The sequence below is a fragment of the Ruegeria sp. ABF4_144 genome (assembly GCF_056160045.1).
The window spans coordinates 730,155-746,317 of record NZ_JBSWWK010000001.1; the positions used below are offsets into that span (position 1 = coordinate 730,155).

Consider the following 16,163-nt stretch of genomic DNA (forward strand, 5'->3'; position numbering starts at 1 on the left):
AGACCGACACAGAAAGGGGCAAAAATGCCGGTGATGCGAGAGACCGAATTCAAGGGTGAAGTTGTCTGGCTGGGCCATGTGCCCGCAGGTGGATCGATCCGAGCCAAGGCGGTCAATTCACTGGAATTGGGCTTTGCCGGGGATCGCGGTGCGCGGCATGAAGGGGTAAACCGGGCCTCATGCGTGCGAATGACGAACCTCTACCCGCGGGGCACGGAAATCCGCAATGTCCGGCAGCTTTCAGTACTTTCCGCGGAAGAGATCGAAGCGACCGCACATGAGATGAAACTGCCTCAACTGGACCCGTCTTTTTTGGGTGTCAGCATCGTGCTGCGGGGCATCCCCGACTTTACCCATATTCCGCCTTCGTCACGGTTGCAGGCCGCAAGCGGTGTCACCATCACAGTTGATATGGAAAACCGCCCTTGCGTGATCCCTGGCCGCGAGGTTGAGGCAGACTATCCAGGGCACGGCGCTGCGTTCAAACCGGCGGCTAAAGGACGACGAGGCGTTACCGCTTGGGTCGAACGGCCAGGTGAACTGAAGCTGGGCGAACGCATGAGCCTATTTGTTCCTGACCAAAGGGCGTGGGCACCATAAGGGGCGCTCGTTTCCGATCTGAAACGGCTGAAATGACGCTACGCCGTTTCGCGGCATAATTATGTCGGAATCCACAGCCATCTGTTCGGTACACAACTGTATGGATTGCCCAGCGCCGACGTTCCATGTCGGTTTTGCACGGCATTCAATCAGGGACCCTGCCCAATGAGCTATAAATCCGATATCGAAATCGCCCGCGAAGCGAACAAAAAGCCGATTCAGGAAATCGGTGCCAAGATCGGCATCGATTCCGCCGATCTGCTGCCCTACGGCCACGACAAGGCGAAAGTCAGCCAGGACTTCATCAACTCGGTTCAGGACCGCGAAGATGGCAAGCTGATCTTGGTTACCGCGATCAACCCGACCCCAGCGGGCGAAGGTAAAACCACTACCACCGTTGGTCTGGGAGACGGCCTGAACCGCATCGGCAAAAACGCGATGATCTGTATCCGCGAAGCCTCGCTTGGCCCGAACTTCGGCATGAAGGGCGGCGCAGCAGGTGGCGGCTACGCGCAGGTTGTTCCGATGGAAGAAATGAACCTGCACTTCACAGGTGACTTCCATGCGATCACCTCGGCTCACTCGCTGCTGTCGGCGATGATCGACAACCACATCTACTGGGGCAACGAAGCTGAAATCGACGTACGCCGCGTTGCATGGCGTCGTGTGGTCGACATGAATGATCGTGCTCTGCGTCAGATCACCGCTAGCTTGGGTGGCGTATCGAACGGCTTCCCGCGTGAAGCAGGTTTTGACATCACCGTTGCATCCGAAGTTATGGCGATCCTCTGCCTCGCAAACGACCTGAAAGACCTGGAAAAGCGTCTCGGCGACATCATCGTTGCTTACCGCCGTGACAAGACACCGGTCTACTGCCGCGATATCAAAGCAGAAGGCGCAATGACCGTTCTGCTGAAAGACGCAATGCAGCCCAACCTGGTGCAGACGCTGGAAAACAACCCGGCCTTCGTCCACGGCGGCCCCTTCGCGAACATCGCGCACGGCTGTAACTCGGTCATCGCGACCAAAACCGCTCTGAAAGTCGCTGACTATGTCGTAACCGAAGCTGGTTTCGGTGCTGATCTGGGTGCCGAGAAGTTCATGAACATCAAATGCCGCAAAGCAGGCATAGCACCGTCGGCCGTTGTTCTGGTTGCCACCGTGCGCGCGATGAAAATGAACGGCGGCGTTGCCAAAGCCGATCTGGGTGCCGAGAACGTCGACGCCGTGGTCAGCGGTTGCGCCAACCTGGGCCGTCACATCGAGAACGTGAAGTCCTTCGGTGTTCCGGTTGTTGTCGCCATCAACCACTTTGTCACTGACACTGATGACGAAGTTGAAGCGGTTAAGAGCTACTGCGCCGATCACGGTGTTGAAGCGGTTCTGTCGCGTCACTGGGAACTGGGCTCGGACGGCTCGGCGCCGCTGGCCGAAAAAGTTGTCGAAATCGTAGAAGGTGGCACCGCGAACTTCGCGCCGATCTACCCCGACGAAATGCCGCTGTTCGAGAAGATCGAAACCATCGCCAAGCGCATCTACCGCGCCGACGAGGTTCTGGCCGACAACAAAATCCGCAACCAGCTGCGCGAGTGGGAAGACGCTGGCTACGGCAACCTGCCGGTCTGCATGGCGAAAACCCAGTACTCGTTCTCGACCGACCCGTCGCTGCGCGGCGCGCCCACCGGCCACTCGGTTCCGGTGCGTGAAGTTCGCCTGTCCGCAGGTGCCGGCTTCATCGTGGTTGTCTGCGGCGAGATCATGACCATGCCCGGTCTGCCCCGTAAACCTGCAGCTGAGACAATCCGTCTCAACGAAGAAGGTCAGATCGAGGGCTTGTTCTAAGCCGCCGAATAGGACATCTCGTGGTCCGGGGATATCCCCGGGCCATGAGGAGATCGCAATGCCCACTCTGACACCGCCGCAAGATTGCCAATCGATGCAGGAATTGCGCGTTCAGATCGACAAGCTGGATCGCCAACTGATTGAAATGTTGGTGACGCGCGCAGGTTACATTGATCGCGCTTCGCAGCTGAAACCCGGCGAGGGCCTGCCGGCCCGTATTCCGGATCGTGTCGAAGACGTGGTGCAGCGCGTGCGCACGAGTTCCGGTGAACTGGGGATGGACCCCGATCTTGCCGAGCAGCTTTGGCGCATTCTGATTGACTGGTCGATCGCCCGCGAAGAACGCGTGCTCGGCCCCGATTGAACACCCGGGCGCCTTGCGCCCGATCCGTTTTTTGGAAAGAAGGGATCACAGGATGGTAGCCCAGGTTATCGACGGTAAGGCCTTTGCGGCGAAGGTGCGCGCGCAAGTGGCCGATCAGGTTGCAAAGCTAAGAGAGGAAAACGACATCACGCCCGGTCTGGCTGTGGTTCTGGTGGGCGAAGACCCGGCCAGCCAGGTCTATGTCCGTTCGAAGGGTAAGCAGACCGTCGAAGTCGGCATGAACTCGTACGAGCACAAGCTGGATGCAGAAACTTCGGAAGAGGATCTGCTGGCGCTGATCGACAAGCTGAACAACGATCCGGCCGTACATGGCATTCTGGTGCAACTGCCGCTGCCCAAGCACCTGAACGAAGATCTGGTGATTAACTCGATCGATCCCGCCAAGGACGTTGACGGCTTCCACATCTCGAACGTGGGCCTGCTGGGCACCGGTCAGAAATCTATGGTGCCCTGCACCCCATTGGGCTGCCTGATGATGCTGCGCGACTATCACGGCTCACTGTCGGGTATGGACGCGGTTGTGATTGGCCGTTCGAACATCGTGGGCAAGCCGATGGCGCAGCTGCTGCTGGGTGACAGCTGCACCGTGACCATCGCGCATTCGCGTACAAAGGACCTGCCGGATGTTGTCCGCCGCGCAGACATCGTCGTTGCCGCCGTTGGCCGCCCCGAGATGGTGCCGGGCGACTGGATCAAGGAAGGCGCCACCGTAATCGACGTGGGCATCAACCGCATCGAGCGTGACGGCAAGAACAAGCTGGTTGGCGATGTCGACTACGCCAGCGCCGCCGAACGCGCAGGTGCCATTACTCCGGTTCCGGGTGGCGTCGGTCCGATGACTATCGCCTGTCTGTTGGCCAATACGCTGACCGCCTGCTGCCGCGCTAACGGCCTACCAGAGCCCGAAGGCCTGACCGCCTGATCATCAGCGTATTGTAAGTTTTTTGGGTCGAGGGGTGGAGGCACCCCTCGACCTCATTGTTTCAATCCCCTCGCGTTAAGTTTTAAATCTCGGGGTTTGAATGTATCGGGTTCAATGATAAACACATGAATCCAGCCGGTTACGTTGTGATATTGCAAGTCTCCGGGGTTTGTGCTGGACCCGTAGACTTATTGTTGAGTAGGTATGAACAAAACGCTGAGTCTGTTTCTGGCCGAGGTCTCATTGCGCAAAGTAATTGCTGTCCTTGCCTTTCCGCCTTTGCTGGCCTCTGCTTTTCAGCCGTTTTCAACCATTGACCTTACCTATACCCAACGACTGGTGTTCTGGGTCGGTGTTTTGGCACTGGCTTTGTGTGTGACATGGGCTGCCAGACATGTGGGGCGGACGTTGTTTGCAGGTGTTCATTTTTCCTGGCGGGACACAGCGCTGGTTCTGGTCAATCTGGCTCTTTTCGTTCCCTCCCTTTGGGTTTTGTCCTACTTGTTGATCACCATCAATGGACAACAGGCCCCGGGTTTGCTCTCGGTGGTGCCTTACGGGGCGCTGTTCGTCACCGGGTTGCTGCTGGTACGAGGACACAAGCCGACGGATGCGCTGCAGGAAGACTCTGCGCCCGCATTACCGCGGTTGGCGAAGCGTCTGCCGGAAACCTTCCAAGGCCAAATTTACCGCCTAACGGTCCGGGATCATGCCGTTGATGTTGTCACATCCGAGGGGACCTTCACCATCAGGTCGCGTTTTACCGATGCGATTGCCGATATGGATCCGGTGCCGGGCCACTGCACACACCGTTCGCACTGGGTGGTGGATAATGCAATCGTCGGGGTCGAACGTGAGGACGGCAAGACCTTTGTTCGGTTGCTGAACGGTGACTTGGTTCCGGTCAGCCGAAAGTACAAACCGATGCTGGAACAGGACGGCGTCATGTAACCCGCCTCATCTGGGCATGGGGATGATCTGGGGTTGAGGGCCAGTCAGGATTGCCATCGCCCGATCGTCCATCAACGCGTTCAACACGGCTTCTGAGCTGCGTAATCCGCCGGTGTAAGTGCCGTAAGCGGGCAGGATCAGTCGCGTCTGGTCGACCAGAAATGCCGGACGGCTGATCGTACGCCCGCGCGTGCGCAGCCGGGCTTTGGGGTGGTAATGCCCAGAAACCTCTGCCTGTGCCTCAGTCTGCGCGATGTGGCGAAAGGTCAGCGGGCCGGTACTGAATTCAGACAGGTGCGCCCCGCCCAGATCAATCGGGCCGGGGTCGTGGTTGCCTTCAATCCAGATCCAACGGCGGCCGGCCTGCAACGCGGAGATGTCCCGTTTCTCAGCCAGGCCCATCGCTGCCAAGGCATCCAGATCGTCAAAGCTGTCGCCCAGACAGATGACGGTATCCGGAACAGTGTGTGCGATGTCGTCAGCCAGACGGGTCAAGGTCTCATGACTGTCATAGGGTGGCAGGGTGGGGCCGCCGCGCCGGGCAATGCGCTCGGACTTGCCCAAATGCAGGTCAGAGACGCAAAGCAGCTTCTGCTCGGGCCACCAGAGCGCTCCGGACCCCAAAGCGCTGAGGCTTTGACCGGCAAAGGAAAACGCGATGCTGTTCATGATCCGTTCTTCGCGTGTTTCGATCTGGGGCGCAAGTGGTATCAGCCGGGCGCCAGCCCCGCGGCCTGCAACAGCCGCGCGCTTTCCTCGGCTAACAAGCGTTCCTCGGCCGCGCCTTTGACCGGCACTTTGCCGACCTCAAGGAACAGCGGTGCTGCAAGGGGTGACACGCGGTCCAGCCGCAGCAGGTCAATCCGGTCGCCAATGCGGTCGATCATCGCCTCGATCCGCCCGAAATCCACTAGCCCGCGCATAGCCTCTTCGCGGGTGATCTGCATCAGTAAGTGGTCGGGGTCGTATTTTAGCAAGGTGTCATAGAGAATATCCGAGGAAAACGTCGCCTGACGTCCGCTTTTGCGTTGCCCGCCGGTGTTCCGTTCGATCAGACCAGCAATAGTGGCCGAGGCGCGGAAGGTACGCTTCATCACCGCGTTACTGGCCAGCCATGTCTCAAGCCCATCGCGTAGGGTATCCAGCTGAAACAGGGGGCGCGGGTCGGTCACCGCGTCCAGCCCCCAGATCAGGGTGGCATAGTCAGTGGCGACGAAACCCAGCGGGGCAAGGCCGGTTTCCTCCATGCGTTTGGTTAACAGAAGGCCCAGCGTTTGTTGTGCGTTGCGCCCGGCAAAGCCGTATACACACAGGTTTTCGCGCCCGTCATTGGGAAAGCTCTCAATCAGCAGGCGGTCGCGTTGGGGCAGGCGGGATATCTCGCGCTGCAGGGCCAGCCATTCGGCTGTGTGCGTTGGCAGCTGCGGCCAGTCGGGTTGCGCGAACATGCGCAGGATGCGGTCGCTCAGCTGCGTGGAGGTGGCGAATTTCGTGCCCGAGAACACCGCAACCTTTGGCTTGCGATCCGCGCGGCGGCTTACTTCGACCACCATCTCGCGCAGGCCTTCATAACGGACGATCTGGCCGCCGATCAGAAAGGTGTCGCCGGGGGTCAGCGAGGCTGCGAAAACCTCTTCCACTTCGCCCAATGGTTTGCCTCCGCGATTGCGCTTTAAGCGCACCTTGAGCGTATCGGTATCCTGAATGGTGCCAAGATTCATGCGGATCCGCTGTGCTGCGCGGGGGTCGCGCAATTGCCAGCGGCCATCGGCGCGCTGTTGCAGCCGTTGCCAGCGATCATAAGCGCGCAAGGCGTAGCCGCCGGTGGCGCAGAATTCCAGGCAGGCGTCGAACTCAGCGCGGCTCAGCTGCGCATAGGGTCCGGCGGCGGTCATTTCGGTAAAGAGTGTATCCGCGTCGAACGGCCCGGCGGCTGCCGAGATCAGGATATGCTGGCACAGTACGTCTCGCGGCCCGGGGCCGCGCGGATCACCGTCCAGATCATGCGCCTTGGCAGCCTCAAGCGCGGCGACACATTCCACCACCTCAAACCGATTGGCAGGCACCAGAAGCGCCTTGGAGGGCGCGTTGTAGCGGTGGTTCGCCCGCCCGATCCGCTGCACCAGACGTTTGACGTTCTTTGGCGCGCCAATCTGGATCACCAGATCGACATCGCCCCAGTCGATACCCAGATCCAAAGAGCCGGTGCAGACGATGGCGCGCAGGTCACCGCGGACCATGGCGGCCTCGACTCGTTCACGCTGTTGCCGGTCCAGGCTGCCGTGATGGATACCGATAGGCAGGCCATCTTCGTTGGCAAGCCACAGGTTGTGAAAGAAAATCTCAGCCTGCGCACGGGTGTTGTGGAAGATCAGCGTGGTCCTGTGCTGCTTGATCTGATCCAACACAGCCGGGATCGAATAGGCTGCGCCGCCGCCGGACCAGGGGGGCATTTCCTGCGTCTCCAGCATGCGAATGTCGGGGTCCGGGCCGGGATCGGCCTGAACGATCTGGCACGGGTCGGGATGCCGGGCCAGAAACCGCGCGATGGCATCGGGGTCTTCGACTGTGGCTGACAAACCGACCCGGCGCAGATCGGGGCACAAGGATTGTAAACGCGCTAAGGCCAGCATCAGCTGATCGCCGCGCTTGCTTTCGGCTAGGGCGTGGATTTCATCGACGATCACCCGCTGGACGTCTGCAAACATCCGGGGTGCGTCTTCGTACGAGGTCAGCAGGGCCAGGCTTTCCGGCGTGGTCAGCAGGATATGCGGCGGGTCCACACGTTGGCGTTTCTTCTGCGTGGCCGAGGTGTCCCCGGTGCGGTCCTCGATCCGGATGGGCAGGCCGATTTCATCGGCGGGGCCGCGCAGATTGCGGCGAATATCGGCGGCCAGCGCCTTAAGCGGCGAGACATAAATGGTGTGCAGGCCGTGATGTTCTGTTTTGGCCAATTCGGCCAGCGTCGGTAGAAATCCAGCCATGGTCTTGCCACCGCCGGTGGGGGCGATCAGCAACGTCGCCGGGTCCGAGGCCCGGTTGAACATGTCCTGTTGATGGGGGTGGATCGACCAGCCTTTGGCGGCAAACCAATCGGTAATCCGGGCGGGAATCTGCGTCATGGTCGCATGATTACCCGCCCGGGATCAGAATTGCAGGGGGTCAGTGAATGATCTTTTCTTCCCTGACGAACATGTTGGCCCAGGCGCGGTCGATCAGGTCGGGGCTCATCTGATAGGGAATGCCTTCAAATTCGCATATCGAGATCATCTGGTCGATCAGGAAGATCGGCTGATAGTTCGCGTAGATATTGTTGATGGTCGGGTACTTGACCTTCAGCAAATGTACCAGTGCGGCCTCATCCAGCGGCATACCGCGTTTGCGGGCCACCATCGCGAAGATTTTCAAGAAGTTCTCTTGGTTCGGGCCGTCGATCTTGATCTTGAAGAAGATCCGGCGCAAAGCCGCTTGGTCGAAGATTTCGTTGGGGTGGAAGTTGGTCGAGAAGATGACCAGCGTGTCGAAGGGAACTTCGAACTTTTCACCCGATTGCAGGCCGAGGATATCCTTTTTCTCTTCAAGGGGAACAATCCAACGGTTGATCAGTGCCTGCGGCGGCTCTTGCTGACGGCCAAGGTCGTCCACAATGAAAATGCCGCCAGTCGATTTCAGCTGCAATGGAGCCTGATAGGTCCGCGCTGTGGGGTTGTAGACCAGATCCAGCATGCTCAAAGACAGTTCACCACCCGTAACAACGGTCGGGCGTTCGCACTGAACATAGCGTGTGTCGAACCGTTTGCGGCGGCGCAGGCTGTTGGGATCATCGGGTTCCTGCTCGACCGCGGTGTGCACGATCGGGTCATAAACGGTGATCACCTGACCGGCGTATTCGATGGCATAGGGAACATAGACATTGTCCCCCAAGGCATCCTTGATCCCGTTCGAGATCGAAGACTTACCGTTGCCCGGCGGGCCATACATCAGGATCGACCGGCCGGCGCTGACTGCTGGGCCAAGGTGGTCCAGCAGGCTGTCGGGCAGAACGAGATGGCCCATCGCGCCTGTCAGCTGGTCTCGGGTGACCTGAATGTTGCGGATCGATTGACGCTTGACCTGTTCGCGATAGACATCCAGCGGCACGGGCATGGCGCCGAAATATTCAGATTGACTCAGCGCGTCCAACGCGCGGGCTTTGCCGGCATCGGTCAACTGATAGCCCATCTCGTTACCGCTGTTGGCGTTCAGCGTGCCGGTGGCCTCAATCAACTTTTGCTCGCGCGCCATGTCGATCAGTTCTTGTGTGACAGAACCTGGCAGGCAGACAGCTGCGGCGATCTCGGAAACGGTGTCCACGTTTTTGCGGAAGATCGTCTTCAACATGATGTCGCGCATCATGACTATGGGCAGTTTCATTTCACCCAAGCCCTTGGGGGCAGGGGGGGCCATTACCGTGGTTGTCTGCATATTCATGAGCGTTGCCCGTCTATCCAGTTTTCGCGCCAAAGGCCCCGAAAAGGGCCACTACGGTGAAATCTGTCCCGGCTTTGTGTCAGCACCAAGGCACGGGCAAGGCGGCATAATGATAGTTCACGAGCCGTAAACAGTACCGAGAACCAGATAGAGGGCGAGAGCGCCGCCCAGGGAAAGCCCCATAGGTATGCGTCTGGCCCTGCTCCAGCTTTTCCAATCTGGCGCAAAATTCCGCAGGCCCGTGATGCTGGCGACCCGATGAGTTACCAAAGCCGCCACGTTCATCGTCGTCAGAATAAGGATCACCAGAACATAATCGCCGGGCCAGATAAATGGCGAGGCTGCAGCCAGAAACTTGGCGTCTCCGGCCCCCATTTGGCGCATCAGGTTGAACAGGATGCCAAACGCTAGCGCCGGTATGATATTAAGCAGATGCCAGACATACGGCGGCAGCGAGATCGTTAATGAGCCCAGATTTGTGGTCGACCACGCGGTCGACCATGGTGGCAGAACGAACAGACCGAAAACAACAAACACCGCGAACAGCGCATACACCGCTTGGTTCTTGATCCGCATGGCACGCAAGTCCGTGAAGGTCACGTACAGGCAGATCGGCAGAACGAAGGGCAGAAATAACAGCGCCGCGTTCGCGGGAATGTTCATCAATCAAGCATCCTCAAGCGCGCGGAGCGAGCGGACGGCCTCGTCATAATGCTGAGGGTGCGTGGCGATGGCTTCGCGGAAAAGGTTCTTGGCCGTGGCCACATCGCCTTGTTTGACCGCAGAAATCCCCATCGTGTTCAACAGCATGGCGCGTTCGATCTGTGTCATCGGCACCACCGGCAGGCTGTAGTTACCCTGCGCGGCCCGGGCCAGAACCAGGTTGTTCTTGGCGGTGAAAAGGGATTTGTCCTGCTGGATCGCTTCGTTGAACAAGCGTTCGGCTTCGGCGTACTGGCCACGGGTCAACTTGGAATAGCCCCAATTATTCATAACTCCGCCGGGGCGCGTGGTCAGGCCGACAGCGGTTTCATAGAAATGATCCGCGCGTTTCCAGTCTTGTCTGGAATCGGCCACCACCGCCTCAAGGCGATAACGTTTGAAAGTTTCATAGGTGGGCGGTACCGAATCCAAAACAGATTTAGCCTGGCTCCAGTTGCCGGAGCGCACAAGGGCGTCGGCATATTCGACCTTGTCGACACTTGCCGAGCCCTTCATGGTCGTCACCTTTTTCCAGGCGGCGGCGGCCTCGGTCGTGCGTTTCGCGCGGGCAAGTGAAATCGCCAATCCGCGCTGCAGGTCGATCCTGCCGGGGTTCTTGGCTGCCGCACCCTGAAAGTAGGTCACGGCCTCATTCGGATCTGCAGCGGTCAGAAGCACTTCGCTCAGGTTGGTCTCGTCAATGACGTTGACCTCCTGATAGGTGCGTTCGACTTTTTCTTCCTCAGTCTCTTTTTCGCAGGCTGACAGGATCAGCCCGCACATCATCATCGGCGCAATCAAGAATTGTTGGCGCATTTTTGCGTCCTTTACTGCTCTTGCCTGTTTTATGGGAGCTTGCGCAGCTTGAATTGCCCGTCGCCTTGCCGCTCCAGCGTATATTCTTGTTCTTCCGCTGTATTATTAGCAGGATTTTCCATTTTTGCGAGTGCTAAGCGTAGATTGTCGCGGATTGCGTCACTTTCGCCATTGTCCAGCGCATAGGCGCGTTTGAAGACCTGTGCGGCCTCTGGGTATTCGCCCGTTTCGACCAGCAAAACGCCAAGATTATTCCACGCGACAGACCATTCGGGGTCAGCTTTTACAGCGCGGCGCAGCAGGGCTTCGGCCTGTCCCAGACGGCTGAGTCCAAGGTTAGCCGTCCCCATCGAAGTCAATATCTGCGACGTCATCCCCTGATCCAGTGCGGCACGGGTAAAGGAATCCAACGCCAATTCGTATTCTCCGGCAGCCATCAGCCGATTTCCGACCGTAAGCTCGTCCGCGCCCGGTCCATTCGGATCAATTCCGGGGGCGTCCAGATTACCCGACGCGTCCGTGCAAGAGGCCACCATGGCGATCACCACGGCGGCCTTTAATAGGTGGCGTATCCCAAAGCGGATACGCCTGAAGCTGGATGTCTTGCTGTTATCCGCCAGCATTGCCTGCAAAATCTGCGATCCCTTTTGCCGAAGGTCCGACCAGAATGACCAGCAAAGGCGGTACCGTCAGCATCATTGTGGCAAGTGTCATCTTGGTTGGCAACTTGTTCGCAGCCTCTTCCGCGCGCATCACGCGTTTGTCACGCATCTCGCTGGCATAAACCCGCAGAGCTTCGGCGATGGATGTACCGAATGTCGCCGATTGGATCATCACGGTCACAAATGCGCTGACATCCTGAACGCCGCAGCGGGTACCGAAGTCGCGCAACACGGTGTCCTTGTCTTTACCAGCCTTCATTTCCTGGGCGACGACTTCAAATTCCTGCGCGATATCCGGGTAGGAAACGCTCATCTCGCGGGCCACCCGCACGATGGCCTGATCCAGAGACTGACCAGCCTCGACGCAGACCAGCATAAGGTCCAGCGTGTCGGGAAAGCCGGCTGTGATCGCTTCTTTCCGTTCTTCGACGCGCCGGGTGATCCAGTAGCGGGGCAGGAAATACCCTGCGGCCGATGGAATCAGAACGCGAATTGTCATCTGGCTGCCGGTGAATTCCTGCCCGCCCGACAGCACCGTAACCAACAATACGCCGACCAGAATTCCGACAATGCCCAGTGCAAACTGAGCAAAATGGAAAAACCTCACCGCATCTTTCGAGTGATAACCGGCCTGACGCAGCTTGAGCTGCATCGCGGACAGTTCTTCCTCGTTCTGGGGTTCAAGGAAGGTTGCGAATTTCTGCAACTGCTCGTTGCGGCTGGTATTGCGGAGCTTGTCCTTCTTGGACTTCTTATCGGACTTGGGCGCAGCAGTAGATTTCTGCAGCTTTTTCAGCGGATCCTCTGGCTGGTTCAGCATCAGGGAAACAGCGATCAGGATCATGAAAAGCCCCAGAACGCCGATGACGATCAGGGGTCCGAACTCGCCCAGGTATTGTTTGATCAGGTCGTTGATTTGGGTCAGGAATTCCATTGCTAAGCCCTCAGACCTTAATGTTGGTAAGAACGCGCATCACAATCAGGTTCAGTGTCAGCATGATGCCCACAAAGAAACAGAGCGGGATGAACAGGGGGTGGTCGATCACGTCGTCATAGTACCCGGGATCAGTCACCAAAATGAACAGTAGGCAGAAGACCGGAAATCCGGACAGGAACTTGCCCGACCATTGCGCCTCGGCAGTGATTGCCTTGACGCGCCGGAACAGGCGGAAACGGGCGCGGATCACCTTGGCAAGTCCGGCCAGAATCTCGGCCAGGTTACCACCCGATTGTTGTTGAATCCCGACGGCCACCGACAAAAAACGAAGGTCCTGCATACCCAGACGCTCGGCCATGTCTTTCAGGGCTTCACCCACGTCACGGCCATAGGCGCATTCATCGGCAATGATGCCGAACTCGGTACCCAAGGGGTCCTGCACTTCGTTTGCAACGATCTGAACGGATGAAACGAACGGGTTACCCACGCGCAGCGAACGAACCATCAGTTCAACCGCGTCTGGCAGTTGTTCCTCCATCAGGGACATACGTGTTTTTGCCTTGCGGTTTACCCAGGTGTAAACGCCGCCAACACCGATAAAGACCGACAGCGCGACCCGCAGAACCATATCGGTCGCGGTACCAATGCTGAGGCCCACAAAGGCAAAGCCGGACAACAGCACCATGACCATGATCAATTGCCGCGGGGTGAAGGCGATCGCCGCTTTTTGCGCCTTGTCGGCTAGCAGCGAGTAGAGCGGGATACTCTGCGTCTTCATGTGCTGCTGCATTTCCTTGCGCAGCTGTTCCAGAACCTGCTCTCGGCCGACACCTTTGTCGAGCATGTCGAGACGGCGGTTGACCTTGCTGTTCAGGCTGATGGATTTGCCGAAGGCCACCAGATAGATGCCTTCGACCAGAAAGAACACCGCGATGAAGATCACGACATATATGAGCGCCTCAACAGGCAGTTGCATATCCAGATCTCCTACATAGTCGTGGGTTCATAGATCGATGTGGGCAGATCAAAGCCCCACAGGCGGAAGCGCTCGGAATAGTGGCTGCGCACGCCTGTTGCCGTGAAATGACCGATGATCTTGTTGTCCGGTGTCAGGCCAACCCGCTGGAATTTAAAGATTTCCTGCATCGAGATAACGTCACCTTCCATGCCGGTGATCTCGGTGATCGAAGTCATCCGGCGCGAGCCGTCCTGCAGACGGCTGGCCTGTACGATCAGGTTCACAGCTGACGAGATCTGGCTGCGGACGGCTTTGATCGGCATTTCGATCCCTGCCATCGCGATCATGTTTTCCAGACGCGAGATACCATCCCGCGCCGAGTTAGCGTGGATCGTGGTCATAGAACCATCGTGGCCGGTGTTCATGGCTTGCAGCATGTCGATCACCTCGGCGCCACGTGTCTCACCCACGATGATGCGGTCAGGACGCATACGCAGGGCGTTTTTCAGACAGTCGCGAGGGCTGACCTCACCTTTGCCTTCCACGTTGGGCGGGCGGCTTTCCATTCGGCCCACATGGGTCTGCTGCAGCTGAAGTTCCGCCGTATCCTCGATGGTTAGGATGCGTTCGGCGTCATCGATAAAGCTGGACAGGGCGTTCAGAGTTGTCGTTTTACCGGAACCTGTACCGCCCGAAACGATGATGTTCAGGCGGGTCGAAACGGCGGCCTGCAGATAGGCGGCCATCTCTTCGGTAAAGGCGCCGAAATTGACCAGGTCGTCGATGCCCAGCTTGTCTTTTTTGAACTTACGAATCGAAACCAGCGATCCGTCCACCGCAATCGGCGGGACCATGGCGTTGAAACGAGAGCCATCAGCCAGACGGGCGTCAACATAAGGGTTGGATTCATCAACGCGACGTCCCACAGCGGACACGATCTTGTCGATGATCCGCATCAGGTGCTTTTCATCCTTGAACGTGATGTCGCTGATTTCCAAACGACCGTCACGTTCCACAAAGATCTGTTGCGGGCCGTTGACCAGAATATCGTTGACCGTGTCGTCCTGCAGCAAGGTTTCAAGCGGGCCAAGACCGGTGACCTCGTCATACAGCTCTTTGTTTAGCTGCGTGCGATCCTCTCGGTTCAGTACGATATTGCGCGATTCGAGAACTTCGCTGGCAATGGCGCTGATTTCAGCACGCAGTTCAGATTCACCCGCATTCTCGAGTGCGGCGAGGTTCAGGTTCTCCAGCAGTTCGCGGTGCAATTCGATCTTGATTTCGCCAAGACGCTCTTTGCGTTTGCGGTCACGATCGGCGACCACGGGCTCGGCTGCCTTCTTCGGCGCAGGGCGTCGGGCGACGGCATTGGCCGTGGGCTTTTTTTGAACTGCGGGTTCCGGTGTAGCGGCCGGGGTTTGAACCGGCTGCGCTTCGGGCTGTTTCTTATATCTTGAAAACACGGCGGCTCGTTCCCTTTCAGACTGTGTTACGCAGCTTCAGCGTTGTTGCTGCCCAGGCTGTGAAGCGATTTCGCAAGTTTCGCAATTTCACGACGCAGCGGGTTTTTGGCGGCCGCATTGGCCAATGGTTGTCCGTGGTCACCGCTTTGCATGACCTGCTTGCCGCCATCGGGCAGTTGCAGATCGATCGAGATACCAAGGCTTTCGCCCATCCGCTTAACCCGGCTCTTGCCGTTCAGATCGGTGAATTTCGGGGCCCGGTTCAGGGCGAAACGCAATTTTTCAAACGGCAGTTCCTCGGCCTGCAGAGCACGCTTCAGACGCAGCGCGTTCTGGGCTGAGCGCATGTCCAACTCAATCAAGGCGAAATATACGTGCGCGGCCTGAAGAACGGTTTCCGACCAGTGAACAAGCGTCGAAGGCATGTCCACGATCACATAGTCAAAATGACGGCGGGCGGCGTCGATCACCCGTTGAATATCCTCAGGTGTGATCAGATCCAGCGGTACCATGTCCGACGGCGCGGTCAGAACCTGCAGCTTTTCTTCGTAGGTTTGAAGCGCCTGAGCAAACACGTCCTCATCCATCGAGGCCGTGTCGGACAGCATCTCAAAGACGGTTTCACGGCGGGGCAAGTCCAAATAGGTGGATACGGTGCCAAATTGTAAGTCCAGATCAATCAGGCAGACCGAGGGTTCCTCTTTTTCCGAAACGGTGGCCAATTCCCAGGCCAAGTTGACCGCCATTGTAGTCGAGCCCACGCCTCCGGCCAGACCATGCACAACGAAAAGTGCGCCTTCTCTTGATTCGCCATGTGTCAGCGTCGCGGCTGATTCGTGAACGGCAACCGGGTCAGGTTGGTTCATCCGGGTGATGGCTTCCTGCAGCTCGCCCTCGGGGAGGGGGTAGGGGACGAATTCATCCGCCCCCTTACGCAGCAGCTGATGCAGAGATGCCGGCGTGACATCTTCGGCAATCAGAACAACCTTGATCTTCTTTTCTTTGGCGCGGGAGATGATTTCGCCCATCAGCGACAGGTTGTCTTCATCTTCGCCATCGATCGCCAAAGCCACAAATTCCAGTGAATCTGCATCGGGTTGGCTGAAAAAGGCCAGTGCTTCAGCAAAGCCGAGATCGCCCCAGCGTTCCCCCAGTGCGGCCTCCATATCCTCAATCAATAGATCGAAGTTCTGGACATCACGGCTGATGGTGCAGGCCAGAATGCCATTCGTATCGTCTTGTGGCGAAGCGCTCGTCATTAACACAATCCTCGTCGCAGGAGCAGGCAAACACAGTGGGCTTGAAGACCCGTCTGGTTCGCTCTTGCCCCAGTGCGGCCATGATCAGCCGCAAGTCACCTAATTGTTGAAAATTTGGCTTGGAACTTAGGCAAGATTTAGGCGCAAAAGAACCAATTGTAGGGAAATGGGCGACGATGCCGCCCAGTTCCAGTTT

15 protein-coding genes are annotated in these 16,163 nt (G+C 58.1%); 5 read left to right on the forward strand and 10 right to left on the reverse strand.

Annotation, left to right across the window (positions count from 1 at the left end; genetic code table 11):
* Positions 1–24 precede the first annotated feature (24 nt).
* The 5 genes from ACXAGD_RS03790 (at position 25) to ACXAGD_RS03810 (ending at position 4,700) form a co-directional block, all read left to right on the forward strand.
* Positions 25–600, forward strand: a complete 576-nt coding sequence (locus tag ACXAGD_RS03790; RefSeq protein ID WP_475208578.1) for an MOSC domain-containing protein — start codon at positions 25–27, stop codon at positions 598–600.
* Positions 601–765: 165 nt separating this feature from the next.
* Positions 766–2,442 (forward strand): formate--tetrahydrofolate ligase, encoded by a 1,677-nt coding sequence (locus ACXAGD_RS03795; protein WP_475208579.1) that lies wholly within the window; start codon positions 766–768, stop codon positions 2,440–2,442.
* Positions 2,443–2,500: 58 nt separating this feature from the next.
* Complete coding sequence (locus ACXAGD_RS03800) at positions 2,501–2,806, forward strand: chorismate mutase (RefSeq protein WP_475208581.1); 306 nt, start codon at positions 2,501–2,503, stop codon at positions 2,804–2,806.
* A gap of 52 nt (positions 2,807–2,858) precedes the next feature.
* Entirely contained in the window at positions 2,859–3,749 is an 891-nt protein-coding gene (gene folD, locus ACXAGD_RS03805; RefSeq protein WP_475208583.1) for a bifunctional methylenetetrahydrofolate dehydrogenase/methenyltetrahydrofolate cyclohydrolase FolD, read from the forward strand.
* Positions 3,750–3,953: 204 nt separating this feature from the next.
* The gene (locus ACXAGD_RS03810; RefSeq protein ID WP_475208584.1) at positions 3,954–4,700 is read left to right on the forward strand and encodes a LytTR family DNA-binding domain-containing protein; all 747 of its coding nucleotides are present in this window, start codon (positions 3,954–3,956) and stop codon (positions 4,698–4,700) included.
* Between the two features lie 6 nt (positions 4,701–4,706).
* On the opposite strand, the gene pdeM is transcribed toward ACXAGD_RS03810, so the two are convergent.
* The 10 genes from pdeM to ACXAGD_RS03860 all read right to left on the reverse strand — a co-directional run bounded on the left by pdeM (position 4,707) and on the right by ACXAGD_RS03860 (position 15,967).
* Positions 4,707–5,369: a ligase-associated DNA damage response endonuclease PdeM gene (pdeM, locus tag ACXAGD_RS03815; RefSeq protein ID WP_475208585.1), complete on the reverse strand. Its 663-nt coding sequence runs from the start codon at positions 5,367–5,369 to the stop codon at positions 4,707–4,709.
* Positions 5,370–5,410: 41 nt separating this feature from the next.
* Entirely contained in the window at positions 5,411–7,822 is a 2,412-nt protein-coding gene (locus ACXAGD_RS03820) for a ligase-associated DNA damage response DEXH box helicase (protein ID WP_475208586.1), read from the reverse strand.
* A 40-nt stretch (positions 7,823–7,862) separates the two neighbouring features.
* A complete protein-coding gene (locus tag ACXAGD_RS03825; RefSeq protein ID WP_475208587.1) occupies positions 7,863–9,170 on the reverse strand; it encodes an ATPase in 1,308 nt (435 codons plus the stop codon).
* 117 nt (positions 9,171–9,287) lie between these two features.
* A complete protein-coding gene (locus ACXAGD_RS03830) occupies positions 9,288–9,833 on the reverse strand; it encodes a prepilin peptidase (RefSeq protein ID WP_475208588.1) in 546 nt (181 codons plus the stop codon).
* A 3-nt stretch (positions 9,834–9,836) separates the two neighbouring features.
* Positions 9,837–10,688, reverse strand: a complete 852-nt coding sequence (locus ACXAGD_RS03835; RefSeq protein WP_475208592.1) for a tetratricopeptide repeat protein — start codon at positions 10,686–10,688, stop codon at positions 9,837–9,839.
* Positions 10,689–10,717: 29 nt separating this feature from the next.
* Positions 10,718–11,311 (reverse strand): tetratricopeptide repeat protein, encoded by a 594-nt coding sequence (locus tag ACXAGD_RS03840; protein ID WP_475208594.1) that lies wholly within the window; start codon positions 11,309–11,311, stop codon positions 10,718–10,720.
* A complete protein-coding gene (locus ACXAGD_RS03845; protein WP_475208595.1) occupies positions 11,298–12,284 on the reverse strand; it encodes a type II secretion system F family protein in 987 nt (328 codons plus the stop codon). The genes ACXAGD_RS03840 and ACXAGD_RS03845 overlap by 14 nt, the downstream gene beginning before the upstream one ends.
* Before the next feature lie 10 nt (positions 12,285–12,294).
* Positions 12,295–13,263, reverse strand: a complete 969-nt coding sequence (locus tag ACXAGD_RS03850; protein WP_475208598.1) for a type II secretion system F family protein — start codon at positions 13,261–13,263, stop codon at positions 12,295–12,297.
* An 11-nt stretch (positions 13,264–13,274) separates the two neighbouring features.
* Positions 13,275–14,708, reverse strand: coding sequence for a CpaF family protein (locus ACXAGD_RS03855; RefSeq protein WP_475208599.1), 1,434 nt, complete (start codon positions 14,706–14,708; stop codon positions 13,275–13,277).
* Positions 14,709–14,734: 26 nt separating this feature from the next.
* Positions 14,735–15,967 (reverse strand): CpaE/TadZ family protein, encoded by a 1,233-nt coding sequence (locus tag ACXAGD_RS03860; protein WP_475208600.1) that lies wholly within the window; start codon positions 15,965–15,967, stop codon positions 14,735–14,737.
* Positions 15,968–16,163: the final 196 nt, after the last annotated feature.

Bases quoted from the DNA above. Each gene is read 5' to 3' on its own strand.
- ACXAGD_RS03795 (WP_475208579.1), top strand. From the start codon at position 766: ATGAGCTATAAATCCGATATCGAAATCGCCCGCGAAGCGAACAAAAAG.
- ACXAGD_RS03790 (WP_475208578.1), top strand. From the start codon at position 25: ATGCCGGTGATGCGAGAGACCGAATTCAAGGGTGAAGTTGTCTGGCTG.
- ACXAGD_RS03840 (WP_475208594.1), bottom strand. From the start codon at position 11,311: ATGCTGGCGGATAACAGCAAGACATCCAGCTTCAGGCGTATCCGCTTT.
- ACXAGD_RS03810 (WP_475208584.1), top strand. From the start codon at position 3,954: ATGAACAAAACGCTGAGTCTGTTTCTGGCCGAGGTCTCATTGCGCAAA.
- ACXAGD_RS03845 (WP_475208595.1), bottom strand. From the start codon at position 12,284: ATGGAATTCCTGACCCAAATCAACGACCTGATCAAACAATACCTGGGC.
- folD (WP_475208583.1), top strand. From the start codon at position 2,859: ATGGTAGCCCAGGTTATCGACGGTAAGGCCTTTGCGGCGAAGGTGCGC.
- ACXAGD_RS03860 (WP_475208600.1), bottom strand. From the start codon at position 15,967: ATGACGAGCGCTTCGCCACAAGACGATACGAATGGCATTCTGGCCTGC.
- pdeM (WP_475208585.1), bottom strand. From the start codon at position 5,369: ATGAACAGCATCGCGTTTTCCTTTGCCGGTCAAAGCCTCAGCGCTTTG.
- ACXAGD_RS03800 (WP_475208581.1), top strand. From the start codon at position 2,501: ATGCCCACTCTGACACCGCCGCAAGATTGCCAATCGATGCAGGAATTG.
- ACXAGD_RS03835 (WP_475208592.1), bottom strand. From the start codon at position 10,688: ATGCGCCAACAATTCTTGATTGCGCCGATGATGATGTGCGGGCTGATC.
- ACXAGD_RS03820 (WP_475208586.1), bottom strand. From the start codon at position 7,822: ATGACGCAGATTCCCGCCCGGATTACCGATTGGTTTGCCGCCAAAGGC.
- ACXAGD_RS03850 (WP_475208598.1), bottom strand. From the start codon at position 13,263: ATGCAACTGCCTGTTGAGGCGCTCATATATGTCGTGATCTTCATCGCG.
- ACXAGD_RS03825 (WP_475208587.1), bottom strand. From the start codon at position 9,170: ATGAATATGCAGACAACCACGGTAATGGCCCCCCCTGCCCCCAAGGGC.
- ACXAGD_RS03830 (WP_475208588.1), bottom strand. From the start codon at position 9,833: ATGAACATTCCCGCGAACGCGGCGCTGTTATTTCTGCCCTTCGTTCTG.